General features: G+C 55.3%; 27 protein-coding genes. 12 read left to right on the top strand and 15 right to left on the bottom strand.

The window, feature by feature from the left end:
- The first annotated feature begins 25 nt into the window (after positions 1 to 25).
- The 3 genes from mdoG (at position 26) to MX657_RS08725 (ending at position 4,412) form a co-directional block, all read left to right on the top strand.
- On the top strand, positions 26 to 1,579 hold the full coding sequence (mdoG, locus tag MX657_RS08715) for a glucans biosynthesis protein MdoG (RefSeq protein ID WP_080327565.1): 1,554 nt from the start codon (positions 26 to 28) through the stop codon (positions 1,577 to 1,579).
- Positions 1,572 to 4,100: a glucans biosynthesis glucosyltransferase MdoH gene (mdoH, locus tag MX657_RS08720; RefSeq protein WP_346808111.1), complete on the top strand. Its 2,529-nt coding sequence runs from the start codon at positions 1,572 to 1,574 to the stop codon at positions 4,098 to 4,100. Before mdoG ends, mdoH begins: the two co-directional genes overlap by 8 nt.
- Positions 4,101 to 4,184: 84 nt before the next feature.
- Positions 4,185 to 4,412, top strand: coding sequence for a YceK/YidQ family lipoprotein (locus MX657_RS08725; RefSeq protein ID WP_013097162.1), 228 nt, complete (start codon positions 4,185 to 4,187; stop codon positions 4,410 to 4,412).
- Positions 4,413 to 4,418: 6 nt separating this feature from the next.
- Here MX657_RS08725 and MX657_RS08730 read toward each other — a convergent pair whose 3' ends face one another.
- The 3 genes from MX657_RS08730 to MX657_RS08740 form a co-directional block, all read right to left on the bottom strand.
- Positions 4,419 to 4,793 (bottom strand): MysB family protein, encoded by a 375-nt coding sequence (locus MX657_RS08730; RefSeq protein ID WP_023311118.1) that lies wholly within the window; start codon positions 4,791 to 4,793, stop codon positions 4,419 to 4,421.
- A gap of 97 nt (positions 4,794 to 4,890) precedes the next feature.
- Positions 4,891 to 6,108, bottom strand: coding sequence for a multidrug efflux MFS transporter MdtG (gene mdtG / locus MX657_RS08735; RefSeq protein ID WP_080327546.1), 1,218 nt, complete (start codon positions 6,106 to 6,108; stop codon positions 4,891 to 4,893).
- 140 nt (positions 6,109 to 6,248) lie between these two features.
- Positions 6,249 to 7,175: a Kdo(2)-lipid IV(A) acyltransferase gene (locus MX657_RS08740; protein ID WP_346808114.1), complete on the bottom strand. Its 927-nt coding sequence runs from the start codon at positions 7,173 to 7,175 to the stop codon at positions 6,249 to 6,251.
- A gap of 222 nt (positions 7,176 to 7,397) precedes the next feature.
- Between MX657_RS08740 and MX657_RS08745 the strand changes: the two genes are divergently transcribed.
- Positions 7,398 to 8,447 (top strand): rhodanese-related sulfurtransferase, encoded by a 1,050-nt coding sequence (locus tag MX657_RS08745; RefSeq protein ID WP_080327544.1) that lies wholly within the window; start codon positions 7,398 to 7,400, stop codon positions 8,445 to 8,447.
- A 41-nt stretch (positions 8,448 to 8,488) separates the two neighbouring features.
- Here MX657_RS08745 and MX657_RS08750 read toward each other — a convergent pair whose 3' ends face one another.
- The 9 genes from MX657_RS08750 to mdtH form a co-directional block, all read right to left on the bottom strand.
- Positions 8,489 to 9,067 (bottom strand): YceI family protein, encoded by a 579-nt coding sequence (locus MX657_RS08750; RefSeq protein ID WP_080327543.1) that lies wholly within the window; start codon positions 9,065 to 9,067, stop codon positions 8,489 to 8,491.
- 1 nt (position 9,068) lies between these two features.
- A complete protein-coding gene (locus tag MX657_RS08755) occupies positions 9,069 to 9,635 on the bottom strand; it encodes a cytochrome b (protein ID WP_080327542.1) in 567 nt (188 codons plus the stop codon).
- A gap of 218 nt (positions 9,636 to 9,853) precedes the next feature.
- On the bottom strand, positions 9,854 to 9,967 hold the full coding sequence (locus tag MX657_RS08760; protein WP_080328158.1) for a YceO family protein: 114 nt from the start codon (positions 9,965 to 9,967) through the stop codon (positions 9,854 to 9,856).
- A 60-nt stretch (positions 9,968 to 10,027) separates the two neighbouring features.
- Entirely contained in the window at positions 10,028 to 11,146 is a 1,119-nt protein-coding gene (solA, locus tag MX657_RS08765) for an N-methyl-L-tryptophan oxidase (RefSeq protein ID WP_346808116.1), read from the bottom strand.
- Positions 11,147 to 11,262: 116 nt separating this feature from the next.
- Positions 11,263 to 11,517 (bottom strand): biofilm formation regulator BssS, encoded by a 255-nt coding sequence (gene bssS / locus MX657_RS08770; RefSeq protein ID WP_003858012.1) that lies wholly within the window; start codon positions 11,515 to 11,517, stop codon positions 11,263 to 11,265.
- Positions 11,518 to 11,790: 273 nt separating this feature from the next.
- Entirely contained in the window at positions 11,791 to 12,036 is a 246-nt protein-coding gene (dinI, locus tag MX657_RS08775) for a DNA damage-inducible protein I (protein ID WP_218728880.1), read from the bottom strand.
- A 74-nt stretch (positions 12,037 to 12,110) separates the two neighbouring features.
- Positions 12,111 to 13,157, bottom strand: coding sequence for a dihydroorotase (pyrC, locus tag MX657_RS08780; RefSeq protein WP_346808119.1), 1,047 nt, complete (start codon positions 13,155 to 13,157; stop codon positions 12,111 to 12,113).
- Positions 13,158 to 13,283: 126 nt separating this feature from the next.
- On the bottom strand, positions 13,284 to 13,844 hold the full coding sequence (locus MX657_RS08785; protein ID WP_217479805.1) for a lipoprotein: 561 nt from the start codon (positions 13,842 to 13,844) through the stop codon (positions 13,284 to 13,286).
- 124 nt (positions 13,845 to 13,968) lie between these two features.
- Complete coding sequence (gene mdtH, locus MX657_RS08790; RefSeq protein ID WP_080327536.1) at positions 13,969 to 15,177, bottom strand: multidrug efflux MFS transporter MdtH; 1,209 nt, start codon at positions 15,175 to 15,177, stop codon at positions 13,969 to 13,971.
- Between the two features lie 236 nt (positions 15,178 to 15,413).
- On the opposite strand from mdtH, the gene rimJ reads away from it, so the two are divergent.
- The 4 genes from rimJ to murJ all read left to right on the top strand — a co-directional run bounded on the left by rimJ (position 15,414) and on the right by murJ (position 19,249).
- Entirely contained in the window at positions 15,414 to 15,998 is a 585-nt protein-coding gene (rimJ, locus tag MX657_RS08795; RefSeq protein WP_080327535.1) for a ribosomal protein S5-alanine N-acetyltransferase, read from the top strand.
- 9 nt (positions 15,999 to 16,007) lie between these two features.
- Positions 16,008 to 16,658, top strand: a complete 651-nt coding sequence (locus MX657_RS08800) for a YceH family protein (RefSeq protein WP_346808122.1) — start codon at positions 16,008 to 16,010, stop codon at positions 16,656 to 16,658.
- Positions 16,659 to 16,660: 2 nt separating this feature from the next.
- On the top strand, positions 16,661 to 17,584 hold the full coding sequence (locus MX657_RS08805; protein ID WP_346808124.1) for a Gfo/Idh/MocA family protein: 924 nt from the start codon (positions 16,661 to 16,663) through the stop codon (positions 17,582 to 17,584).
- Between the two features lie 129 nt (positions 17,585 to 17,713).
- Positions 17,714 to 19,249 (top strand): murein biosynthesis integral membrane protein MurJ, encoded by a 1,536-nt coding sequence (gene murJ, locus MX657_RS08810; RefSeq protein ID WP_080327532.1) that lies wholly within the window; start codon positions 17,714 to 17,716, stop codon positions 19,247 to 19,249.
- Between the two features lie 59 nt (positions 19,250 to 19,308).
- Here murJ and flgN read toward each other — a convergent pair whose 3' ends face one another.
- The 3 genes from flgN to flgA form a co-directional block, all read right to left on the bottom strand.
- Positions 19,309 to 19,734, bottom strand: a complete 426-nt coding sequence (gene flgN / locus MX657_RS08815; protein WP_008500818.1) for a flagella biosynthesis chaperone FlgN — start codon at positions 19,732 to 19,734, stop codon at positions 19,309 to 19,311.
- A gap of 4 nt (positions 19,735 to 19,738) precedes the next feature.
- Positions 19,739 to 20,032 carry a flagellar biosynthesis anti-sigma factor FlgM gene (gene flgM / locus MX657_RS08820; protein ID WP_014883360.1) on the bottom strand — a complete coding sequence of 98 codons (294 nt, stop codon included), beginning with the start codon at positions 20,030 to 20,032 and terminating at the stop codon, positions 19,739 to 19,741.
- A gap of 93 nt (positions 20,033 to 20,125) precedes the next feature.
- Entirely contained in the window at positions 20,126 to 20,785 is a 660-nt protein-coding gene (gene flgA, locus MX657_RS08825; protein WP_080327531.1) for a flagellar basal body P-ring formation chaperone FlgA, read from the bottom strand.
- A 157-nt stretch (positions 20,786 to 20,942) separates the two neighbouring features.
- Between flgA and flgB the strand changes: the two genes are divergently transcribed.
- Genes flgB through flgE form a run of 4 tightly spaced genes read left to right on the top strand, consistent with a single transcriptional unit; the run spans position 20,943 to position 23,766 of the window.
- Positions 20,943 to 21,359, top strand: coding sequence for a flagellar basal body rod protein FlgB (gene flgB, locus MX657_RS08830; protein WP_014883362.1), 417 nt, complete (start codon positions 20,943 to 20,945; stop codon positions 21,357 to 21,359).
- A 3-nt stretch (positions 21,360 to 21,362) separates the two neighbouring features.
- Positions 21,363 to 21,767 (top strand): flagellar basal body rod protein FlgC, encoded by a 405-nt coding sequence (gene flgC, locus MX657_RS08835; protein ID WP_013097138.1) that lies wholly within the window; start codon positions 21,363 to 21,365, stop codon positions 21,765 to 21,767.
- An 11-nt stretch (positions 21,768 to 21,778) separates the two neighbouring features.
- Positions 21,779 to 22,489 (top strand): flagellar hook assembly protein FlgD, encoded by a 711-nt coding sequence (gene flgD / locus MX657_RS08840; RefSeq protein WP_080327530.1) that lies wholly within the window; start codon positions 21,779 to 21,781, stop codon positions 22,487 to 22,489.
- A 26-nt stretch (positions 22,490 to 22,515) separates the two neighbouring features.
- Positions 22,516 to 23,766 carry a flagellar hook protein FlgE gene (gene flgE, locus MX657_RS08845; protein WP_346808126.1) on the top strand — a complete coding sequence of 417 codons (1,251 nt, stop codon included), beginning with the start codon at positions 22,516 to 22,518 and terminating at the stop codon, positions 23,764 to 23,766.
- Positions 23,767 to 23,769: the final 3 nt, after the last annotated feature.

Consider the following 23,769-nt stretch of genomic DNA (forward strand, 5'->3'; position numbering starts at 1 on the left):
ACAAAGGGGGAAGTGCTTACTTATTATGAAACATAAACCACAGATGATGAAAATGCGTTGGTTGGGTGCTGCAGTGGTGTTATCACTGTATACCTCATCGGCACTGGCCTTTAACATCGACGATGTCGCAAAACAGGCAAAATCGATGGCAGGCAAGAGCTACGAAGCGCCGAAAAGTAACTTGCCCTCCGTTTTCCGCGACATGAAGTATGCGGACTATCAGCAGATCCAGTTCAACCACGATAAAGCGTACTGGAACAACATTAAAACCCCGTTCAAGCTTGAATTTTATCATCAGGGTATGTACTTCGACACGCCTGTTGCCATCAATGAAGTGACGGCGACCGCGGTACGCAAGATCAAGTACAGCCCGGATTACTTCAATTTTGGCAATGTGCAACACGACAAAGATACGGTAAAAGACCTGGGCTTCGCAGGCTTCAAGGTGCTTTACCCGATCAACAGCAAAGATAAAAACGACGAAATCGTCAGCATGCTTGGCGCCAGCTACTTCCGCGTGATTGGCGCGGGGCAGGTGTACGGGCTTTCTGCGCGCGGTCTGGCTATTGATACCGCGCTGCCATCAGGTGAAGAGTTCCCGCGTTTCCGCGAGTTCTGGATTGAACGTCCAAAACCAACGGACAAACGTCTGACTATTTACGCGCTGCTGGATTCTCCACGCGCAACCGGTGCCTATCGCTTTGTGATTATGCCTGGCCGTGACACGGTCGTAGACGTGCAGTCTAAGGTTTACCTGCGTGACAAAGTGGGCAAACTGGGCGTAGCGCCGCTGACCAGTATGTTCCTGTTTGGGCCGAACCAGCCGTCTCCTGCAACCAACTTCCGCCCGGAACTGCATGATTCCAACGGTCTGTCTATTCATGCCGGTAACGGTGAGTGGATCTGGCGTCCGCTGAATAACCCGAAACATCTGGCGGTCAGCAGCTTTGCGATGGAAAACCCGCAGGGCTTTGGCCTGTTGCAACGTGGCCGTCAGTTCTCACGCTTTGAAGATCTCGACGACCGCTATGACCTGCGCCCAAGCGCCTGGGTTACGCCGAAAGGCGACTGGGGTAAAGGCAAGGTAGAACTGGTTGAAATCCCAACCAACGACGAAACCAACGACAACATCGTCGCATACTGGACGCCGGATCAGCTGCCGGAAGCCGGTAAAGAGATGAACTTCAAGTACACCATTACCTTCAGCCGCGACGAAGATAAGCTGCATGCGCCGGATAACGCGTATGTGATGCAAACTCGTCGCTCTACGGGTGACGTGAAGCAGTCTAACCTGATCCGTCAGCCTGACGGTACGGTGGCGTTTGTCGTGGACTTCACCGGCCAGGATATGAAGAAACTGTCTCCGGATACTGCCGTGTCGGCCCAGGCCAGCATCGGTGATAACGGTGAGATCGTTGAAAATACCGTGCGTTACAACCCGGTAACCAAAGGCTGGCGTCTGACCCTGCGCGTGAAAGTGAAAGATCCGAAACAGACCACTGAAATGCGTGCTGCGCTGGTCAGTGAAGATCAGCCGCTGAGTGAAACCTGGAGCTACCAGCTACCTGCCAATGAATAATACATCTGAATATATTGATGCCATGCCGCTGACGGATATCGAAAAAGCGGCACTGCCTGAGAGCAACATCCGCGCGGTTCATACCGCGCTGGATGGCGAACATCGTCAGTTTTCCCGTGATGATGATACGCCGCTGGGGTCAGTCAAGGCGCGTCTGGAGCAGGCCTGGCCGGACTCGCTGGCGGAAGGGCAGTTGATTAAAGACGACGAAGGGCGCGATCAGCTTCAGGCGATGCCGAAGGCGACGCGCTCCTCCATGTTCCCAGATCCATGGCGCACCAACCCGGTGGGCCGCTTCTGGGATCGCCTGCGCGGGCGTGACGTCACGCCGCGCTATCTGTCACGCCTGACGAAAGAAGAGCAGGCCTCTGAGCAGAAATGGCGCACCGTGGGGACAATCCGTCGTTATATCCTGCTGCTTCTGACGCTGGCGCAGACGGTTGTCGCGACCTGGTACATGAAAACCATTCTGCCTTACCAGGGCTGGGCGTTTATCAACCCGACTGACATGATGGGCCAGGATCTCTGGGTCTCCTTCATGCAGCTGCTGCCGTATATTTTGCAAAGCGGCATACTCCTGCTGTTCGCGGTTCTCTTCTGCTGGGTGTCGGCCGGTTTCTGGACCGCGCTGATGGGCTTCCTGCAGCTGCTGATGGGACGGGACAAGTACAGCATTTCGGCGTCAACGGTCGGGGATGAACCCCTCAATCCTGAGCACCGTACCGCGCTGATTATGCCTATCTGTAACGAAGACGTTGACCGCGTATTTGCGGGGCTGCGAGCAACCTGGGAGTCCGTGAAGGCAACCGGTAATGCGGCGCATTTCGACGTTTACATCCTGAGCGACAGTTACAACCCGGATATCTGCGTAGCAGAGCAAAAAGCGTGGATGGAGCTGATTGCGGAAGTGCAGGGCGAAGGTCAGATCTTCTACCGTCGCCGCCGCCGTCGCCTGAAGCGTAAAAGCGGTAACATCGATGACTTCTGCCGTCGCTGGGGTAACCAGTACAGCTACATGGTGGTGCTGGATGCTGACTCCGTCATGAGCGGAGACTGCCTGAGCGGTCTGGTGCGTCTGATGGAAGCCAACCCTAACGCGGGTATCATTCAGTCCTCGCCAAAAGCGTCCGGTATGGACACGCTCTATGCGCGTTGCCAGCAGTTTGCCACCCGTGTTTATGGCCCGCTGTTTACGGCCGGTCTGCACTTCTGGCAACTGGGTGAATCCCACTACTGGGGTCACAACGCCATTATTCGCGTGAAGCCGTTCATTGAACACTGTGCGCTGGCACCGCTGCCGGGCGAGGGTTCGTTTGCCGGTTCTATTCTGTCGCATGACTTCGTGGAAGCGGCGCTGATGCGTCGTGCTGGCTGGGGCGTCTGGATTGCCTACGACCTGCCGGGATCGTACGAAGAGCTGCCGCCGAACCTGCTGGACGAGCTCAAGCGTGACCGCCGCTGGTGTCACGGTAACCTGATGAACTTCCGCCTGTTCCTCGTAAAAGGGATGCACCCGGTTCACCGTGCGGTGTTCCTGACGGGCGTGATGTCTTATCTCTCCGCACCGCTGTGGTTTATGTTCCTCGCGCTCTCCACTGCGCTGCAGGTCGTTCATGCCCTGACGGAGCCGCAATACTTCCTGCAACCGCGCCAGCTGTTCCCGGTGTGGCCGCAGTGGCGTCCTGAGCTGGCGATTGCGCTGTTTGCCTCCACCATGGTGCTGCTGTTCCTGCCTAAGCTGCTCAGTATCATCCTGATCTGGTGCAAAGGTTCGAAAGAGTACGGCGGTTTCTTCCGCGTAACCCTTTCTCTGCTGCTGGAAGTGCTGTTCTCGGTGCTGCTGGCGCCGGTACGTATGCTGTTCCACACCGTGTTCGTGGTCAGTGCGTTCCTGGGCTGGGAAGTGGTCTGGAACTCACCGCAGCGTGATGATGACTCCACGCCATGGAGTGAAGCCTTTATGCGCCACGGTTCTCAGCTGCTGCTGGGTCTGGTGTGGGCTGCCGGAATGGCGTGGCTGGATCTGCGTTTCCTGTTCTGGCTGGCACCGATTGTCTTCTCACTGATCCTGTCGCCGTTTGTGTCAGTCATCTCCAGTCGTTCAACGGTGGGGCTGCGAACCAAACGCTGGAAACTGTTCCTGATCCCGGAAGAGTATTCTCCGCCGCAGGTGCTGGTGGATACCGATCGCTATCTGGAGCAGAACCGCAACCGCACGCTGGATGATGGCTTTATGCACGCCGTGTTTAACCCGTCATTCAACGCCCTGGCGACGGCGATGGCCACTGCGCGTCACCGCGCAAGCCAGGTGCTGGAGATTGCTCGCGATCGTCACGTTGAGCAGGCGCTTAACGAGACGCCGGAAAAACTCAACCGCGACCGTCGTCTGGTGCTGCTGAGCGATCCGGTGACAATGGCAAGGCTTCACTATCGCGTGTGGTCCGCTCCGGAGAAGTATTCTTCGTGGGTGAACTACTATAAGGACGTGAAGCTGAATCCGCTCGCACTGAAGGCGAAGTAAGTTGTTAAGCAGGGCGGGTAGGTAAAGCGCCACCCGCCAGATAAAATACCGGCTGTAAGGCCGGTATTTTTTTAGAGGTTACTGATGAAAATAATCATCGTCGTCATGATGGCATGCCTGCTGAGCGGCTGCGGCAGCATCATCAGCCGCACCATTCCAGGTCAGGGGCATGGGAATCAGTATTACCCGGGCGTGAAATGGGATGTACGGGATTCCGCATGGCGCTACCTGACGGTACTCGATCTGCCGTTCTCGCTGATTTTCGACACGCTGTTGCTGCCCATCGATGCCAGCCACGGCCCGTACGAGTAGCGTAAATTAACGCTCGTCCCATTCATCGGCTGCGGTTTGACCTTCTTCCGTATCCAGCGGTGGCTCGAGCTGAAATTCACCCTCATCCCACTCGTGCAGGGTGTTCTCTTCCAGCCATTCCTGCCGAAGTTCGATTTCGTCATAATCGCCATCAAAGACCGCCTGCGCACCTTCACCACTTAATATCGGCAAACATTCCCCTTCTTCACCTTCATCAGCGAAGAATTCGGCCTGCCACATAATATCCCCATCCTGCAGAACATATTTTTGGATATTAAGTTGTTGCACGTCAGCATCTTCTTCCTCAACGCCGGGATTATCGGCAAGGAACTCTTCACGAGCGGCATCAATAGCTTCTTCCAGCGTGGCGTACATGGTCATTGGTGTCTCCCTGTTTTCCAGAAGGTTTCAGGGAAAGAATAGCTGAATATCAGATTCTGCAAGTATGAAAGCGAAAATAAGCTGTCAGGCGTTCGACTTATTCCGTCGCCGGGCGTAACGTCCGGGATAAACTGAACCACGAATAGACCGCGTTGAACAGCACCACGCCTGCCGTCACGATAAAGACGGCGCGAAAACCGAAGCTGGCGGAGATGCCTGCGCCGAGAAGCGGCCCGGTGACGTTGCCGATATCGCGAAACGACTGGTTATAGCTAAAGATACGTCCGGCAATCTGGTTCGTGGAGTTGTAGACCAGCAGAGTTTGTACGGCGGGCAGCAACGCGCCGTCGGCGGCACCCAGCAAAAAGCGCAGTACGCCAAGCTGCCATGGCGTTTGCACCATCGACATGGGGATAAGCAGCAGGACGGAAATGATCAGCGCACAGATCAGGATCTTTTCCGGACCGACCCGGTCACCCAGCTTCCCCAGTCTCGGTGCGCTAAGCAGCGCCGCCACGCCGGGCACGGAGGCAATCAGCCCGCTGATAAACGCAATATTGCTGACGTTACCCGCCAGGTCACGTACGTACAGGGTGAGAATAGGCGCGATCGATCCGGTTGCCACCTGAATAATCAGGGTCGTCACGAACAGACTCAGCACCAGTCTGGGATTTTTAAGCGAGGTCAGCACGTCTCTGGCGTGGAGCATCTCTTTTTTGGCGACGGGCGTAAATTTTTCACGAATGCAGAGCAGGGTGACGATAAAGCACAGGAACAACACGCTGGCGGTGATGAAAAAGACCGGGCGCAGGCCGTAGTTATCCGCCAGCAGTCCACCGGCCAGCGGCCCCAGCAGGGCACCGCTCACGCCACCGGTTGACAGCGTGCCAAGCGCCCAGCCGCTCTTATGGCGTGGAATTTGCGTGGCGATCAGGGCGTTCGCATTGGGGATAAATCCCCCCAGCAAGCCCAGCAATGCGCGCAATATCAGGAACTGCCAGACGTTCTGCGCCACGCCCATCAGCGCCATGATAATCGCCATCCCCAGCGCCGAGCGCAGCAGCATGATTTTACGTCCCTTACGGTCCGCAAGGCCGCCCCAGAAGGGCGAGGCTATCGCAGAAAAGAGAAACGTGACGCTGAATACCAGGCCAGACCACATATTGAGCGCGCTGTGGCCCGTTACGCCCAGCTGTTCGACGTAGAGCGGCAGGAAAGGCATGACCAGGCTAAACGCCGCGCCGGTAAGAAAACAGCCAAGCCACGCAACCGTAAGGTTACGCTTCCAGTTTATGGGGGCATCTGAGGGTGACATAACAATCCGCATAGTGAGGTGCAGAGCACCTGAAGCATGAAGTAATAAGCCTGCTAATTATGCGCCTGGGTTATGATTGCCGCAATGAGGGAGAGCTTTTAAAGCTAAAACAGCATGCGGCCCTGAAGGCCGCAGGAGGATCAATAGCGGGACGGCGTGCCTTCAGGCCGGGTTTTAAAGCGGCGATGCAACCACATGTACTGCTCAGGCGCCAGCATGATGCACTTCTCCACCACGCCGTTCATCCAGCGCGCGGTGGTTTCAGCATCGTCAAGCGGCGGCGCGAGTTCCGGCTCAAGCATCATCAGCTCGTAGCCTGAGCCATCCGGCAAGCGGCGGGGCACAAAGGGAACGATGGCGGCTTTGGACATGCGTGCCAGCATCCAGGTGCCGGTCGTGGTGGCGGCCTCGTCGACGGCGAAGAAGGGGACAAAGACGCTGGATTGCGGACCGTAGTCGTGATCGGGAGCATACCAGACCACTTCACCGGATTTCAGAGCGCGGATCATGCCCTTCAGATCCTTACGGTCGATCATGCTTTTGTTGGAGCGCATGCGGCCGTTGGTCTGGATGAGATCGATAACCGGGTTATCGTTTGGACGGTAAACGCCAATGCCGGGTGCCTGCATGCCAAACATACGCGCCCCGATTTCCAGCGTCAGGAAATGGACGCCGATCAGCAGAACGCCCGTCTGATTAGCCTGAAGCGTATGCACCGGCTCCATGCCGGTCCCTGTAACCTTGCTCCAGCGCGCCATGCGTTTGTCCGGCCAGAACCATGCCATGCCGGTTTCCATGAGCCCCATGCCGACGGATTCGAAATTTTTCGAGACCATATCATGGCGCTCTGCCTCGCTCATCTGCGGAAAACACAGCTCAAGATTTCGATACGCGATGCGGGCGCGACGATTCATAAACGTTTGCGCGAGTCGGCCTAAAGATTTACCTAACCGGAAAATAACAGGGTAGGGAAGCTGTACCAGTAGCCATAAAAAGCCAATGCCAAGCCAGGTCATCCAATAGCGGGGGTGCAAAAGGGCGACGGTAAATTTTGGTAACTGGGTCATGTCTTTCCTGTGTTCTAACGTCCTGTTATGCCATTGTCGCATTTTTTGAGACATAGCCAAAATATCTGCCGCCGAAACTTGCACGACCGCAGTAATTGTTAACCCTGATTAATCAGGGTGTGTGAAATGTAGCGTAAATTGTGTGGATGTAAATTGGTTTTGTTTGCTATATGATGCCGACCGATTTTTAATTCTCTCTGACGATTCCAGGACTTGTACACCATGCCAGTGTTACACAACCGCGTTTCGAATGAGATGTTAAAGGCGCGTATGTTGGCTGAAACCGAACCGCGCACGACCATCTCATTCTACAAATACTTCACCATCGACGATCCACAGGCGACGCGCGATGCGCTTTATCAGGCCTTCACGGCGCTGAACGTTTTCGGGCGCGTCTATCTTGCCCGCGAAGGCATTAACGCGCAGATTAGCGTGCCGGAAAGCAAAGTGAACGCGTTCCGCGACGCGCTTTATAACTTCGATCCGGCCCTCAACGGCTTGCGCCTGAACATTGCGCTGGATGATGACGGGAAATCCTTCTGGGTGCTGCGCATGAAGGTGCGTGAACGCATCGTGGCGGACGGTATTGACGATCCTGAGTTTAACCCGGCGGACGTCGGTGAATATCTGAAAGCTGCGGAAGTGAATGCGATGCTGGACGATCCGGATGCCGTGTTCATTGATATGCGTAACCACTACGAGTATGAAGTGGGGCACTTCGAGAACGCGATGGAAATCCCGGCCGATACCTTCCGCGAGCAACTGCCGAAAGCGGTGGAGATGATGCAGGAACATAAAGATAAAAAAATCGTTATGTACTGCACCGGCGGTATCCGCTGCGAGAAGGCCAGCGCGTGGATGAAGCACAATGGGTTCAACAAAGTCTGGCACATTGAAGGCGGCATTATCGAATACGCCCGCCGCGCCCGCGAGCAGGGCTTACCGGTTCGCTTTATCGGGAAAAACTTTGTCTTTGACGAGCGCATGGGTGAGCGTATTTCGGAAGATGTGATCGCCCAGTGCCACCAGTGCGGCGCGCCGTGCGACACTCACACCAACTGCAAAAACGACGGGTGTCATCTGCTGTTTATCCAGTGTCCGGCCTGTGCCGAGAAGTTTAACGGCTGCTGTAGCGAATTGTGCAGCGAAGAGAGCATCCTGCCGGAAGAGGAACAGCGTCGTCGTCGCGCAGGACGTGAAAACGGCAACAAGATTTTTAATAAATCACGCGGCCGTCTGAATACCAAACTGGGTATCCCTGACCCGGAATGAGAATACCGCCCGGCACGGTGAAAGCCTGCCGGGCGAATCTATTATGACTTCTGCTGTACACCTTCAACGGAAATAACCAGCTCAACGTCCTGCGACGCCGGGCCTAAATCCGTAGTGATATTAAAATCTTTCAGGTGAATTTTACCTGCCGCTTCAAAACCTGCGCGCTTACCACCCCACGGATCGTCACCCTGACCGATCAATTTCGCATCCAGAGTAACGGGTTTGGTTACGCCATTCAGCGTCAGATTACCGGTAATAGCCAATTTATCACCGTCTTTTTTCACTTCCGTAGAGGCGAAGGTCGCCTGCGGGAATTTTGTCACGTTCAGGAACTCTGCGCTGCGCAGGTGTTTATCGCGCTCAGCATGGTTCGTGTCGACGCTGTTCGTATTAATGGTCACGTTGACTTTATCAGCCGCAGGATTTTTATCGTCAAAAGTGAATGTGCCGTCAAAATCCTTAAAGGTGCCGTACAGCCAGCTATATCCCAGATGCTGAATACGGAAATTGACGAAAGCGTGCTGGCCTTCTTTATCAATTTTATAATCAGCCGCCACGGCGGAACCGGCGGTAAATAACAGAGAACCCAGGGCGATACCCAGCAGGTGTTTTTTCATTTTATGCTCCAGAGTCAACTGACGAGCGGCCAAGCATGCGCTTAAGCGTATCGTCTTTATCAATAAAATGGTGTTTAAGGGCGGCGAGCCCGTGCAGCACGGACAGGATCACCACGCTCCAGGCAAGCCAGAGGTGAACGACGCCTGCGGTGTCAGCCTGAGCTCCTGCATCGCTGAGCGTGGCCGGGACGTCAAAGAGGCCGAACACGCTAATCGGTTTACCGTCTGCCGTCGAGATGAGGTAACCGCTGATCAGGATGGCAAAGAGCAGCGCGTAGAGCGCAATATGCGCGGCAACGGCGCTGACGCGGGTAATTTTACCGTATGTCTTTAGTGGCGCAGGTGGCGGGGAAATATGTCGCCAGACAGTGCGAAAAACCAGCCCCAGCATCAGCAGAACGCCGATGCTTTTATGCAACTCGGGAGCCTGATGATACCAGCCGTCATAATAGCTGAGCGTCACCATCCAGAGTCCAAGTCCGAACATACCATAGACGGCAATGGCAAATATCCAGTGTAAACTTATGGATATTATTCCGTAGCGCCGGGAGGAGTTACGCAATTGCATCAGAATGTCCATTTTCAAATTAACCGAAACGTAAAAATGAACGGGAAGACGTGATATTGCAACTGAAATAATTGACTATTGATTTTTATTTTATTTATTTCAGCGATTTTGAAAAGAATCGGCAAGATTAATTCAATGGCTTCGTGCAAGAGGCAATAGGCGGAAGAAAAAAGATTAAATAAACATAAAGTAACGTCAATTAATGTCAGTCAGTGATTTCAATAAAACACAACGTAAATAACATCAATGATAGCCAGCAGCGCCCACAATAAGATATAGAGCATCAGGTGCTCGCGAATATTATTGATGAGAAAAGAAACGATCCTGCGCATAACGCCCCGCCACTGAGTATGAAGAAAATGGACCCCGGTATTGCCGGAGCCCATTGCCGATTATCCGTTAAAACGCGAGAGTGAGAAGGGGGTCAGATCAAACTGCGGCGTGATACCCTGGGCAAACTGCGCGGCGATTTCACCCAGCACGGATGCGAATTTGAAGCCATGGCCGCTCAGCCCGGTGATCAGCAGGGTATTGTCATGTCCCGGCAGCGTATCAATGATAAAGTCTTCATCCGGCGTGTTGTCGTAGGTACAGGCCGCGCCATACAGTAAGCCACCAACGCCCGGGAGAATATTGCGCAGGAACGAGAAGGCTTCTGAACCATCCTGCGGGTAGGCGCCAAACGGTTTGCGCTCCTCAGGTGAGGAGATAACCTGCCCGCCGTTGTGTTTCCCAATCTTGAGCGCGTCTTTCTCGGAAGGGAACCCGTAAAACTGATCGCCATTCGTTAATTCGCCAGTGAATGCCGGGAATTTATTCTGCGCGCTGTAGCGACCATCCGACTGGAACCACGAGAAGACCTTACGTACCGGCTGGATGGGCAGATCTGGCAGCAGGCGGGTGACCCAGGTTCCCGCGCTCACCAGCAGGCGGGACGCGGAATAGTCGCCGTCAGGGGTCGTCACCGTGACGCCATTAGCATCATGCGTGATGGCATTCACCGGGCAGTTAAACAGCTGCGCGCAGCCCGCTTTGGCGGCAAGGTCGATCCAGGTTTTGATCGCCGTTTCACAGTGCAGCACGCCGGAGTTGGCTTCAAAAAGGCCGATATAATCATCCGGGACGGTAATTTCAGGCCAGCGGGCGGTAATGCCCGTCGCGTCCAGCGTCTCAACGTCAAGATTAAAGGCTTTCGCGCTGCGTTCGACGCTGGCGAGAAATTCTGAACGAGCCGGACCGAGGTTGATCACCCCCGTGCGCTCGAAAATGCGCTCTTCAGTCTGTTTCGCCAGCTCGTCCCACAGCGTCTGGGCGCGAAGCACCAGCGGAACATAGCGTTCACCTTCGCCATAGGCATGGCGAATGAGGCGTGTGTCCCCGTGATGACTGCCTTCCTTGTGGGGCGGCAGATGGGCGTCAATCATCAGGACGTTAAGCCCTGCCTGTGTCGCGTAATAACCGGCGGCCGATCCGACGGAGCCGCTACCAATAATGATTAAGTCGTATCTCATATGCATCTCGTAAACTAACGTTTTGTTAGCAGAGTAATTAACAACGCGGGCGTAAACAAGCGGGAAATAAATAAGGCACCGCGAGGGTGCCTGTAGAGTGAAAAGTGGGCATAACGTTAGTGCCGTTTATACTCATTTTCCTGATAGTCGCCAGATTCTATTTTTGCAATACCTGCCTCTAAAATAGAAATAAACTGACGGGCGACGTCTGTTGTTAGCCACAACGTCTGTCCAACTTCCGCTTCGTCACGGTTGAGTTGATTCGGGGTCTGGTAGTGCAAACGCAGCATCAGCGCATCGTAGCTATCTACGGTACTGATATCCCAGCCAACGAGTGGGTGGGTCTGGATGACTTCGCTATTCTTTTCCATTATAACCCCCTAAATGCGTGTTAGAAGACAACGGCTCTGAGGTTCAATGCATGTTTTTCTGAAAGCATCTTCAGTATACCAAGTAATAAGGGTTCCAACGGGAAAAATAAACAGGTAGCAACACATTTTTCTGCTTTTTAGGATTGTTCGAACAATAAAACACCATCTCGTTCACGATTTTTTAAGAAGACGCTGAATTAATTTGAACTTTAGGAATTTCGGACAAAAAAAAGCCGGGGCGACCCGGCAAAAAAACACAATGAGGGAGCAGTGTTAATCCGTGATGAACCAGTCGTCCGCGCTTTCCCACGTTTCCTGCAGGATTTCGCTGATGCGATCTTTATCTTCTTTCGCGGCACCCATGACGGAGAGGTTGTTCGCAGCGGCGTAACGCACCGTTACGGCGCCCGCGTTGTCGGGAAATGTGCTGTTAATACGGCGGGATAATTCGCCTGCCAGAGCGTCAAGCGCGCCAGCAGGCAGAACGGTAGTTTTGGCTATGGTGACTTCAATACGCATAAATGCCCCCTGTGTAATATACTGTTTATTTATACAGGTATATTATCGTTTTGACAACAAGGGGCACTGATTTTTTAACGTTTTACCGTCCAGTTGACGGTTTCACCCGCCAGGAAAGGGATCAGCGTGTCATCCGTCAGGGCAATGGACTCCTCAACGTGGCTCGCTTTGCGCTCCAGTTCAATGAAGGTGTCGTTGACCGGCAGGCCGTAGAAGCGCGGACCGTTAAGAGAGCAGAACGCTTCAAAATGTTCCAGCGCGTTCATCTCTTCAAAGACGGTCGCGTAGCTGGCAAGCGCCGTTGGGGCGTTGAAGCAACCTGCGCAGCCGCAGCTCGCCTCTTTACGATGGCGGGCATGAGGCGCAGAGTCCGTGCCCAGGAACGCGCGAGAGAAGCCGCTGGCAACCAGCTCGCGCAGCGCTTGCTGGTGTACGTTGCGCTTGAGGATCGGCAGGCAGTACAGGTGGGGACGCACCCCGCCCACCAGCATATGGTTACGGTTAAACATCAGGTGCTGCGGGGTGATGGTCGCGGCAATCAGCTCGTTGCCGTCACGCACATACTCTGCCGCGTCTTTCGTGGTGATATGTTCAAACACCACTTTGAGCGCGGGCAGACGCTGGCGCAGGGGCTCCATGACGGTTTCGATAAAACGGGCTTCACGGTCGAAGATGTCAATCTCCGCATGCGTCACTTCACCATGCACCAGCAGCGGCATGCCCAGCTTCTGCATACGTTCCAGCACCGGCATGATGGCATCAATGCTGGTAACGCCGTGGCTGGAGTTGGTGGTGGCATTTGCCGGATAGAGTTTCGCCGCCGTAAATACGCCTTCGTTAAATCCGCGTTCCACTTCATTTGGATCCAGCGAATCGGTGAGGTAGCAGGTCATCAACGGGGTGAAATCATGTTCCGCCGGAACGGCATCCAGAATGCGCTGGCGGTAGGCGATCGCGGCATCGACGGTGGTGACTGGCGGAACCAGGTTTGGCATGACAATCGCGCGGCCATAAATTTCGCTGGTATAGGGCACGACGGTTTTCAGCATATCGCCATCACGCAGATGGATATGCCAGTCGTCAGGGCGGCGGATTTTAAGAACCTGGGGTTGTGCAGTCATGGAAGCTCCGGCTTGTCAGGAATCAGTCATAAGGATGGCTGTTTTTGCCGGACACAAATCATAAGCGGAAACGTTTTCGTTTGCACACTTTTCCGTAAAAAAAAGGGCGCCGCAGCGCCCTTCAGGTTAATCGGTGAAAGGAATGATGATTTCTCCCGGCTTCACCTCTATGCCTTTTGCGTATTTTTTCGCCAGAGCTTCGCCCTTGCTGTTGTCTTCGCTTAAGACGTACGCTGGCTGCTGGTTAAAGTAATTTCGCAGCGACTGGTTCAGATAGGGCATCAGGGTTTGCAGAACCGGCGCCATCTTGTCCGGCGAAACCTGCGCATCGACCACCTCCATCTCCTGGAGGAAAATTGCCCCTTTTTCTTTATTGAACACGGGAAGCGCCTTCAGCTTGAGCTTGATGTTGGCCTTCTGATTACCAAAAAGAGAGGTCATATCAAGAGCGGCATCACCGGCCAGAGTGACTTTATTCGGCTCTTCACGACCAATCTGGCTGGTGAGATTGGTGAGAACGATGTGGGCATCGGCTAGCCCCGGCACGCCAATGTCTTTAGAGAAATTATTATGTTTTTCCAGCGCCTGATTAATTTCCTGCTCACTGACGGTGTATTGCGTAAGCTGGTTACAGCCCACCAGCAGACCGCTGACAATAAATGCGGCGGCAATGACAATTTTCTTCATAGTGTTCCTCAACGAAAAATCGGCGCTTCTGTCCTGTTACGCAAGTATGTCAGTGTGAAATGGCAGAAACCAGCAGAAAATACTGAGAAGTGAGGCGGGAGTTTTCTCCCGCCGGAGGGAAAGGCTACGCGCCAGGCTCGAGCATGCCGCTCGCGCTGCGCTTCTGGCTGAACTGCCACCACAGGGCGAAAAGCGTCATGACGCCCACCACGCCGAGCATCATCCAGGGAAGCTCCGGCTGGTTCAGCGCCTTGCCGGCATCGAACAGCCAGCCGCCGCCGGTGTAGCCCAGCGCACCGCCAAAGGCCAGACCCAGGCGGCTGAAGCCCATATAACTGCCGCGCGCACGCGCATCGGCGAGTGAGGCGCTCAGCGTTTCGCGGGCGGGCTCGGCGATGATGGAGCCGATGTAGAAGGTGCAGATCAGCGTAAAAAGCTGCTGAAGCGTGTTTACCAGACCAATCGGCATCATGCTCAGCGTCATCAGAAACAGCCCGGCCATCAGACGATGCTCCAGGCGAAAACGCCGTTCACTCCAGCGGGCAATGGGGTAGAGCAGCGTTAACGACAGGCAGGCTTCAATGGCGTACATCCATTTCACCGCAGCAGGCGTGCCCGCAATATCGTTCACCATGATCGGCAGCATCAGCATCACCTGTACGGCCAGCATGTAATACCCGGTTAAGGTCAACACGTAGGTAACAAAACGCTTGTCGCGCAGCACGCGTCCGAGCCCCTCGCGCACCGGCGCTTTCACCGTCGACAGCTTCCAGGCAGGAAGATAGAGGCCGTTAAACAGCGCGCACAGAATAAAGAGCACTGCCCCGGCCGCACAGACGAGGCGGAAATCGTACTGCAGCAGCCAGCTGCCCAGCAGCGCGCCGACAACTGCCCCGGCACTGTCCTGCATCATCAGAATGGAGAAGAAGCGACCACGATGCTGCGGACGAATCAGCTTCACCACCAGCGCGGTGCGCGGCGGATCAAACAGGGTGCCCCCAATACCGGAGAGGAAGCAGGAGAACCAGAGCAGCCAGGGCTCGTGGGCAACCGCCATCGTGGCAAAGCCTGCCGCGCGCAGCAGCATACCGGTAACGATCATCGGTTTAGCGCCAAAGCGGTCAGCGATTGCGCCGCCAAAGACGCCCAGACCCTGCTGAACAAACTGGCGTAGCCCCAGCGCAATACCGACCATCAGCGCCGCCCAGCCCATTTGATCGACAAAGCGGATCGAGATGAGGGGGAACACGACAAAAAAGCCGAGCACGACCAGCATGTTATCGACTAAGAGGAAATATTTACCCAGGCTCCTCGCCTGTGATACGCGGGACATTTTCCCTCCAGGGAAAATAAGAAGGTGAGCACGCTAACATTCTGCGGTGTCGCCGCGTTTTTTCCCACCCCTCGGCGCGACAATATTTTTTTATCAAAAAGGTGCTTTGATAGAGAGTTCTCATCGAAAAATGTGAAAAGAGGTCAAAATGGTATGTCACTGTTTTCACAGACGGCACAGGCGCAGGTATAGTAAAGCTAATGGGTAAGCAGAAGTGACGGGAAGGAGTGGTATTGATGTTTGGCTATCGCAGTAATGTGCCAAAAGTGCGTCTGACAACGGACCGGCTGGTCGTTCGTCTGGTGCATGAGCGTGATGCCTGGCGTCTGGCGGATTATTACGCCGAGAATCGCCAGTTTTTAAAACCCTGGGAACCCGTTCGGGATGAAAGCCATTGTTACCCCTCCGGCTGGCAGGCGCGCCTCGGCATGATTGCTGAGTTTCATAAGCAGGGCAGCGCATTTTATTTCGCGCTGCTGGATCCAGAAGAGAAAGAGATTATCGGCATCGCCAATTTCTCGAACGTGGTGCGCGGGTCGTTTCACGCCTGCTACCTTGGCTACTCCATCGGCCAGAAATGGCAGGGGCAGGGGCTGATGTACGAGGCGTTGACGGTGGCGATCCGCTATATGCAACGCACGCAGCATATTCATCGCATCATGGCGAACTACATGCCGCATAATCAGCGCAGCGGCAATTTGCTGGCGCGTTTAGGGTTCGAGAAAGAGGGTTATGCCAAAGACTATCTGCTGATAGACGGAGAGTGGCGCGACCACGTTCTGACGGCATTAACCACCCGTGACTGGACTGCAGGTCGTTAAGGAGAAAAGATGAAATATCAGCTAAACGGTACGGAAGCGCGCGTAATTGGGTGCTTACTTGAAAAACAGGTCACCACGCCGGAGCAGTATCCGCTCTCTGTTAACGCCGTGACCATGGCCTGCAACCAGAAGACCAACCGTGAGCCGGTGATGAACCTCAGCGAGCATGAGGTTCAGGACGTGCTGGATGCGCTGGTAAAACGCCACTATCTGCGCACCGTCAACGGCTTCGGCAACCGCGTGACCAAATACGAACAGCGCTTTTGTAACTCCGAATTTGGCGACCTGAAGCTGAGCAGTGCGGAAGTGGCGGTTATTACCACGCTGCTGCTGCGTGGGGCGCAAACGCCGGGGGAGTTGCGTTCGCGCGCCTCCCGTATGCATGAGTTCAGCGACATGCAGGAGGTCGAGCAGACGCTGGAAGGGCTGGCCACGCGCGATGATGGCCCTTACGTAGTGCGTCTGGCGCGCGAGCCGGGTAAACGTGAGAGCCGCTATATGCATCTGTTCAGCGGTGACGTTGACGCCGAAAGCGTGGCGACGGAATCGGATCGCCCTGCAAACAGTGACGACCTTGCCGCGCGCGTAGAGGCACTGGAAGACGAGGTGGCCGGGCTGAAACAGCGTCTGGATGCACTGCTGGCACATTTGGGAGACTAACGGTGAAAAAATTACGCATTGGCGTGGTGGGGTTGGGTGGTATTGCGCAGAAAGCCTGGCTGCCCGTCTTGGGCGCTGCGTCTGACTGGACGCTGCAAGGGGCATGGTCACCTACCCGAGAAAAGGCAGAACGCATCTGTGAAACCTGGCGTATCCCGTATGCCGCATCGATCCAGGACCTGGCCCGCGAGTGCGATGCGGTATTTGTGCATACCTCAACGGCAACTCACTATCAGGTGGTGAGCGAACTGCTTAATGCGGGGGTTCACGTTTGCGTGGATAAACCGCTGGCGGAAAATGTTCAGGACGCCGAACGGCTGATTGAGCTGGCGGCACGTAAAAACCTGACGCTGATGGTCGGTTTCAACCGCCGCTTCGCCCCGCTTTACCAGCAGTTGAAGGTGCAGTCGGGCAATCTGGCCTCGCTGCGTATGGACAAGCACCGTACCGACAGCGTGGGTCCGAACGATCTGCGCTTTACCCTTCTCGATGACTACCTCCACGTCGTGGACACCGCGCTGTGGCTGACTAACGGCGAAGCGCAGCTGAAAAGCGGTACGCTGGTCACCAATGAGCAGGGGCAGATGGTGTATGCGGAACACCATTTTGCCGTTGAGCATCTTCAGGTCACCACCAGCATGCACCGTCGCGCGGGCAGCCAGCGGGAATCCGTGCAGGCGGTGACCGACGGCGCGCTGTATGACATTACGGACATGCGTGAGTGGCGGGAAGAGAAGGGCAGCGGCGTGGTGATGCAGCCGGTTTCCGGCTGGCAAAGCACTCTGGAGCAACGTGGTTTCGCAGGATGTGCCCGCCACTTTATCACCTGCGTGCAAAATCAGACGGTTCCTGAAACGTCCGGCGAGCAGGCCATTCTGGCGCAGCGGATTGTGGAAAGGCTCTGGCGCGATGCCATGAGTGAATAACCCGCTGTAACATCTGCGGATAGTAATTCGTTGAAATCCGGTTAGACTAAGCGCCGCTTGTTGGCTTTGCCGGGTGGCGCTTACGCGTACCCGGCCTACAAATCCGTATGGTTCTGGAAATTCACGTTAATGAACTTATTAAAATCGCTGGCGGCCGTCAGCTCGATGACCATGTTCTCTCGCGTTCTCGGTTTTGCGCGCGATGCCATTGTGGCAAGGGTCTTTGGTGCAGGGATGGCAACGGACGCCTTTTTCGTTGCGTTCAAACTGCCGAACCTGCTGCGTCGTATTTTTGCTGAAGGGGCGTTTTCCCAGGCATTCGTACCTATTCTGGCGGAATATAAAAGCAAGCAGGGTGAAGATGCCACGCGGGTCTTTGTGTCGTATGTCTCCGGGCTGTTGACCCTGGCGCTGGCCGTGGTGACCGTCGTCGGGATGCTGGCCGCGCCGTGGGTGATTATGGTGACCGCGCCCGGCTTTGCCGACACGGCGGATAAATTTGCCCTGACCTCGCAGCTTCTGCGCATTACTTTCCCCTATATTTTGCTCATCTCGCTGGCCTCGCTGGTGGGGGCGATCCTGAACACCTGGAACCGCTTTTCCGTTCCGGCGTTTGCGCCGACGTTCCTCAACGTCAGCATGATCGGTTTTGCCCTGTTCGCCGCGCCGCACTTCAACCCGCCGGTGCTGGCGCTGGCCTGGGCGGTTACCGTGGGCGGCGTGCTGCAGCTGGCGTATCAGCTGCCGCATCTGAAGAAAATCGGCATGCTGGTACTGCCGCGCATCAACCTTAAAGATGCCGGGGCGATGCGGGTCATCAAGCAGATGGGGCCTGCCATTCTCGGCGTTTCCGTCAGCCAGATCTCGCTGATTATCAACACCATCTTTGCCTCGTTCCTCGTGTCGGGCTCTGTTTCCTGGATGTACTACGCTGACCGCCTGATGGAGTTCCCTTCCGGCGTGCTGGGCGTGGCGCTGGGGACCATCCTGCTGCCGTCGCTGTCGAAAAGTTTTGCCAGCGGCAACCATGATGAATACTGCCGCCTGATGGACTGGGGCCTGCGTCTCTGCTTCCTGCTGGCCCTGCCAAGCGCGGTGGCGCTGGGCATTCTGGCCAAGCCGCTGACGGTGTCGCTGTTCCAGTACGGGAAATTCACTGCCTTCGACGCCGCGATGACCCAGCGCGCGTTGATCGCCTATTCGGTTGGGCTGATGGGGCTGATAGTGGTCAAAGTGCTGGCGCCGGGGTTCTATTCCCGTCAGGACATTAAAACGCCGGTGAAAATTGCCATTGTAACGCTGATCATGACCCAGCTGATGAACCTGGCGTTTATTGGCCCGCTAAAGCATGCCGGTCTGTCACTGTCTATCGGTCTGGCGGCCTGTCTCAATGCCGGGCTGCTGTACTGGCAGTTGCGCAAACAGGATATCTTTACGCCGCAGCCGGGCTGGGCGAGTTTCCTCGTGCGTTTAGTTGTGGCAGTGCTGGTGATGTCTGCTGCGTTACTCGGGATGATGCATGTCATGCCGGAGTGGTCCCTGGGCACGATGCCTTATCGTCTGATGCGGCTGATGGCCGTGGTAGGCGTTGGGGTTGTTGCTTACTTCGCCACGCTTGCCGTGCTGGGCTTCAAAGTGAAAGAGTTTGCCCGCCGGACGGCATAAACGCCAAATGGGGAGTCCACCTTAGGGTGCTCCCCACTGCATGATTTGTCGCTCAGGCTTTAAATCGAAATCTTTTTAACACCCGCAATACGTGCCGTCGCCGTCTGACCATCCGCACCGTACAATCCGGTTTCTTTATGCGGCTTTAACACCTCAAGCGCCTGCTGATTGCGCTCAATCTGGCCTTCAAGCAGCCAGCCGTTATGCTGGTTGAGATCGCGCAGATGCTGGGTTTTTTCGGTAATGGTCTGCCAGCGCTCAATAATGTCGTCGTTAGCGCTGCGCTTAGGATCCTGCTCAGCGCGACGCTGTTGCTCCAGGTAATCCAGCGTTGCCAGAAGCGAACTCTTATCTTCAGTAATACGCTGCAGCGCGCTGCCGTTAATGTGACCGGAAGAGAGATGCTGCTGTTCAGCGTCCATTACCGTTTTCAGGTCGTTCAGGACAACCGTCATTTGATCCAGTATTTCTGACAGTCGACTCATACGGTTAGTTACTCTGTAAGAAACTCTGTGCTTCCTGAATCAGGGCGTCAGCGATTTTGCTGGTGTCCATTTTCAGCTCACCGTTGCGAATAGCCGTTTTCAACGCTTCAACGCGTTCCATGTTGATATCGTTGCTGCCTGGCTGCATCAGTTTTGCCTGGGCATCGCTCAGGGTCACGCTGGTGCTGTTAGACGTGGACGGTTTTTCCAGACGCGTTTTCTGTGGGGTAGCGTCGTTCGTTTCGCGAGGCTGTACAGCGCTTACCGGCTTCAGGGCTGATGTACGATCAATGCTCATAGTGTTGTCCTCATCGAGGGTTCGCGGCGTTTGCGCCTGACATCATCATTAGTGGAATATTTATCGGCACGCGCCGCGAAATCTTTAAAAAGATTATAGGTTAATCAGAATATTCCCATCAGAATCGACGGTTCCGCTCACCACCTGGCCTGAGGACATTCTGACGCGGGCGTTTTGCGCCACCGCAGCATTGTTTAACGCTTTCCCTTCACTGTTGATACTAAAGCCGTCTCCGTTGGCAACCACCATCACCTGCTGTCCCGCTTTGACACGCCACGCCTGGCGCAGCATGGAGAGTTGAATCGGCTGGCCCGGTGCGACATCGCGCAGGCTGACGGCGTCCTGTGCCTGGTTAATGTCCAGCATTGTGCGCGGCGGGAGCTGATCCAGACGCCCGCGCTTTAACGTCACGCTGTTTGCCTGCAGCGCGCTACCACGCGCAATGGGAACGGCGGCGACAACATAATTGCCCGTCGCCTGAACTGCAACCTGTAAATAACGTTTTTCGTTGGCGCAGCGTGCCAGGACGTTCACATTGCCCCACAGCTTCGTGGTCCCCGTCACGCTAAAGGACGGCTGCTCGCAGGTCGGATACAGATTCTGCGGCGTGCGGATGGTCACGTTAACGTCATCGCTAAAGCCCGCCAGCTTCTGCGCGAAAAAATCCGTCAGCGCATTCTGTAGATCTCCGGCCTGCACCAGAGGGCTAAACAGCAAGAAGGTTGCCATCAGGCCACGTTTTAACGTTTGCATCGCAAGTTCCACCGTTACCAGAGTTGAGTGAATTCTACCTGCAGTGGTTTTGCATCAACGGAATAAATAGCGACGCATTTTGCGCTTATTCCGTCGATAGGGGAGACGGGGTGAGATTTAAGCTGTGAACTGAAATTTTGCCATCAGCGGAGGAGACATGCTCGATAAACTCGACGCCGCGTTACGTTTTCAGCAGGAAGCGCTCAATTTACGCGCCCAGCGGCAGGAGATTTTAGCCGCCAACATCGCTAACGCCGATACGCCCGGGTATCAGGCGCGCGATATTGATTTTTCCAGTGAACTCAAAAAGGTGATGGAGCGTGGACGTGCCGAAGGAACGGGTGTTGCACTTGCCATGACATCCTCTCGCCATATTCCCGCTCAGGCGATGACCGCGCCAGCGACCGATTTACTTTATCGCATTCCCGACCAGCCTTCACTCGACGGTAACACCGTGGATATGGACCGGGAGCGTACGCAGTTTGCCGATAACAGCCTGAAATACCAGACGGGCCTGACCCTACTCGGCGGACAAATCAAAGGCATGATGAACGTCCTGCAGGGGGGCAACTGATAAATGGCCTTGCTGAATATTTTTGATATCGCCGGCTCGGCGTTAACCGCCCAGTCCAAACGTCTGAACGTGGCGGCCAGTAACCTGGCTAACGCCGACAGCGTGACCGGACCTGACGGGCAGCCTTATCGTGCCAAACAGGTGGTGTTTCAGGTTGATGCTGCGCCAGGCGCGGCAACGGGCGGCGTGAAGGTATCTGATGTGGTTGAAAGCCAGGCGCCGGACAAGCTGGTCTACGAGCCCGGTAACCCGCTCGCGGACGCTAACGGATACGTGAAGATGCCCAACGTGGACGTGGTAGGTGAGATGGTGAACTCCATGTCGGCATCCCGTAGCTACCAGGCGAACGTCGAAGTGCTTAATACCGTGAAGAGCATGATGCTCAAAACACTCACTCTCGGCCAGTAAAGGAGACATGCATGTCCATCGCCGTAAATGTGAATGATCCGACGAACTCGGGTGTTAACAACACCAAAAGTTCGACGAATTCCAGCTCCCTGACGGGAAGCAATGCCTCCGATCTGCAGAGCAGCTTTCTGACCCTGCTGGTGGCGCAGCTTAAGAATCAGGATCCCACGAACCCAATGCAGAACAACGAACTGACCACGCAGCTTGCGCAGATCAGTACCGTGAGCGGCATTGAGAAACTGAACACGACCCTCGGTTCCGTCTCCGGCCAGATTAACAGCGCCCAGTCTCTGCAGGCGGCAAGCCTGATTGGTCACGGGGTGATGATCCCGGGAACCACGATCCTGGCGGGCACCAGCACCACCGACGGTACGTCGACCACCACCACAACGCCGTTCGGCGTTGAGTTGCAACAACCGGCTGACAAGGTTACCGCAACGATCACGGATGCCAACAACGTGGTAGTACGCACCATTGAAATTGGCGAGCTGAAAGCGGGCGTTCACACCTTTACCTGGGATGGCAGCCTGACCGACGGCACGAAAGCACCAAATGGCTCCTACAAAGTCGCGATTAGCGCCAGCAACGGAACGACCCAGCTGGTGGCGCAGCCGCTGCAGTTCGCGCTGGTTCAGGGCGTGATTAAAGGGGGCGACGGCAACAAACTGGATTTGGGTACCTCGGGTACCACCACACTCGACGAAGTTCGGCAGATTATCTAAGCCTTAACACTTATCAGGAGTAAGTCATGGCCTTTTCTCAAGCGGTCAGCGGCCTGAATGCTGCGGCCACCAACCTGGACGTCATTGGCAACAACATCGCCAACTCCGCGACCTATGGTTTTAAATCCGGTTCTGCGTCCTTTGCAGACATGTTTGCCGGTTCCAAAGTGGGTCTGGGCGTAAAAGTTGCGGGCATCACTCAGGACTTTACCGACGGCACCACCACCAACACCGGTCGTGGTCTGGACGTTGCCATCAGCCAGAACGGTTTCTTCCGTATGGTCGATTCCAACGGCTCTGTGTTCTACAGCCGTAACGGTCAGTTCAAGCTGGATGAAAACCGTACGCTGGTTAACATGCAGGGCATGCAGCTGACGGGCTACCCGGTAGCGGGTACGCCACCAACCGTTCAGACCGGTGCGAACCCTCAGGCGATTACTATCCCGAATACCCTGATGGCGGCGAAATCGACCACCACCGCGTCGCAGCAGATCAACCTGAACTCAACCGATCCTGTTCAAACGGCCCCCTTCGATGCGACTAACCCGGATACCTATAACAAAAAAGGGACCGTGACCGTATTCGACAGCCAGGGTAACGCCCATAACATGTATGTCTACTACGTTAAGACGGCCGACAATAAATGGGATCTTTACACTCAGGACGGCAGCGTTGCGGGTTCTACAGCGGCCAAAGCGGCGCAGATGAACTTTGATGCGAACGGTAACCTGGCGGGTGTCTATAACTACGACGCTGCGGGTGTACTGAGCACAACGCCAAACGCCACGCCGGCAATTAACATCACCACGGGTTCTGTCAGCGGTGCGACGGCTGCGACCTTCTCCCTGAGCTTCCAGAACTCCATGCAGCAGAACACCGGTGCAAACAATATCGTGGCGACCAACCAGAACGGCTTCAAGCCGGGCGACCTGGTGAGCTATCAGATTAACGATGACGGCACCGTCGTCGGGAACTACTCCAACGAGCAGACTCAGGTGCTGGGCCAGATCGTGCTGGCAAACTTTGCCAACAACGAAGGCCTGAAATCTGAAGGTGATAACGTCTGGTCGGCTACCCAGTCCTCCGGCGTGGCGCTGCTGGGTACGGCGGGAACCGGTAACTTCGGCACGCTGACCAACGGCGCGCTGGAAGCCTCTAACGTGGACCTGAGTAAAGAACTGGTGAACATGATTGTCGCGCAGCGTAACTATCAGTCGAACGCGCAGACCATCAAGACTCAGGACCAGATCCTCAACACGCTGGTTAACCTGCGTTAAGCG

The sequence above is a fragment of the Enterobacter chuandaensis genome (assembly GCF_039718975.1).
Lineage (GTDB): Bacteria > Pseudomonadota > Gammaproteobacteria > Enterobacterales > Enterobacteriaceae > Enterobacter > Enterobacter chuandaensis.

Bases quoted from the DNA above. Each gene is read 5' to 3' on its own strand.
- mdoG (WP_080327565.1), top strand. From the start codon at position 26: ATGAAACATAAACCACAGATGATGAAAATGCGTTGGTTGGGTGCTGCA.
- mdoH (WP_346808111.1), top strand. From the start codon at position 1,572: ATGAATAATACATCTGAATATATTGATGCCATGCCGCTGACGGATATC.
- MX657_RS08725 (WP_013097162.1), top strand. From the start codon at position 4,185: ATGAAAATAATCATCGTCGTCATGATGGCATGCCTGCTGAGCGGCTGC.
- MX657_RS08730 (WP_023311118.1), bottom strand. From the start codon at position 4,793: ATGACCATGTACGCCACGCTGGAAGAAGCTATTGATGCCGCTCGTGAA.
- mdtG (WP_080327546.1), bottom strand. From the start codon at position 6,108: ATGTCACCCTCAGATGCCCCCATAAACTGGAAGCGTAACCTTACGGTT.
- MX657_RS08740 (WP_346808114.1), bottom strand. From the start codon at position 7,175: ATGACCCAGTTACCAAAATTTACCGTCGCCCTTTTGCACCCCCGCTAT.
- MX657_RS08745 (WP_080327544.1), top strand. From the start codon at position 7,398: ATGCCAGTGTTACACAACCGCGTTTCGAATGAGATGTTAAAGGCGCGT.
- MX657_RS08750 (WP_080327543.1), bottom strand. From the start codon at position 9,067: ATGAAAAAACACCTGCTGGGTATCGCCCTGGGTTCTCTGTTATTTACC.
- MX657_RS08755 (WP_080327542.1), bottom strand. From the start codon at position 9,635: ATGCAATTGCGTAACTCCTCCCGGCGCTACGGAATAATATCCATAAGT.
- MX657_RS08760 (WP_080328158.1), bottom strand. From the start codon at position 9,967: ATGCGCAGGATCGTTTCTTTTCTCATCAATAATATTCGCGAGCACCTG.
- solA (WP_346808116.1), bottom strand. From the start codon at position 11,146: ATGAGATACGACTTAATCATTATTGGTAGCGGCTCCGTCGGATCGGCC.
- bssS (WP_003858012.1), bottom strand. From the start codon at position 11,517: ATGGAAAAGAATAGCGAAGTCATCCAGACCCACCCACTCGTTGGCTGG.
- dinI (WP_218728880.1), bottom strand. From the start codon at position 12,036: ATGCGTATTGAAGTCACCATAGCCAAAACTACCGTTCTGCCTGCTGGC.
- pyrC (WP_346808119.1), bottom strand. From the start codon at position 13,157: ATGACTGCACAACCCCAGGTTCTTAAAATCCGCCGCCCTGACGACTGG.
- MX657_RS08785 (WP_217479805.1), bottom strand. From the start codon at position 13,844: ATGAAGAAAATTGTCATTGCCGCCGCATTTATTGTCAGCGGTCTGCTG.
- mdtH (WP_080327536.1), bottom strand. From the start codon at position 15,177: ATGTCCCGCGTATCACAGGCGAGGAGCCTGGGTAAATATTTCCTCTTA.
- rimJ (WP_080327535.1), top strand. From the start codon at position 15,414: ATGTTTGGCTATCGCAGTAATGTGCCAAAAGTGCGTCTGACAACGGAC.
- MX657_RS08800 (WP_346808122.1), top strand. From the start codon at position 16,008: ATGAAATATCAGCTAAACGGTACGGAAGCGCGCGTAATTGGGTGCTTA.
- murJ (WP_080327532.1), top strand. From the start codon at position 17,714: ATGAACTTATTAAAATCGCTGGCGGCCGTCAGCTCGATGACCATGTTC.
- flgN (WP_008500818.1), bottom strand. From the start codon at position 19,734: ATGAGTCGACTGTCAGAAATACTGGATCAAATGACGGTTGTCCTGAAC.
- flgM (WP_014883360.1), bottom strand. From the start codon at position 20,032: ATGAGCATTGATCGTACATCAGCCCTGAAGCCGGTAAGCGCTGTACAG.
- flgA (WP_080327531.1), bottom strand. From the start codon at position 20,785: ATGCAAACGTTAAAACGTGGCCTGATGGCAACCTTCTTGCTGTTTAGC.
- flgB (WP_014883362.1), top strand. From the start codon at position 20,943: ATGCTCGATAAACTCGACGCCGCGTTACGTTTTCAGCAGGAAGCGCTC.
- flgC (WP_013097138.1), top strand. From the start codon at position 21,363: ATGGCCTTGCTGAATATTTTTGATATCGCCGGCTCGGCGTTAACCGCC.
- flgD (WP_080327530.1), top strand. From the start codon at position 21,779: ATGTCCATCGCCGTAAATGTGAATGATCCGACGAACTCGGGTGTTAAC.
- flgE (WP_346808126.1), top strand. From the start codon at position 22,516: ATGGCCTTTTCTCAAGCGGTCAGCGGCCTGAATGCTGCGGCCACCAAC.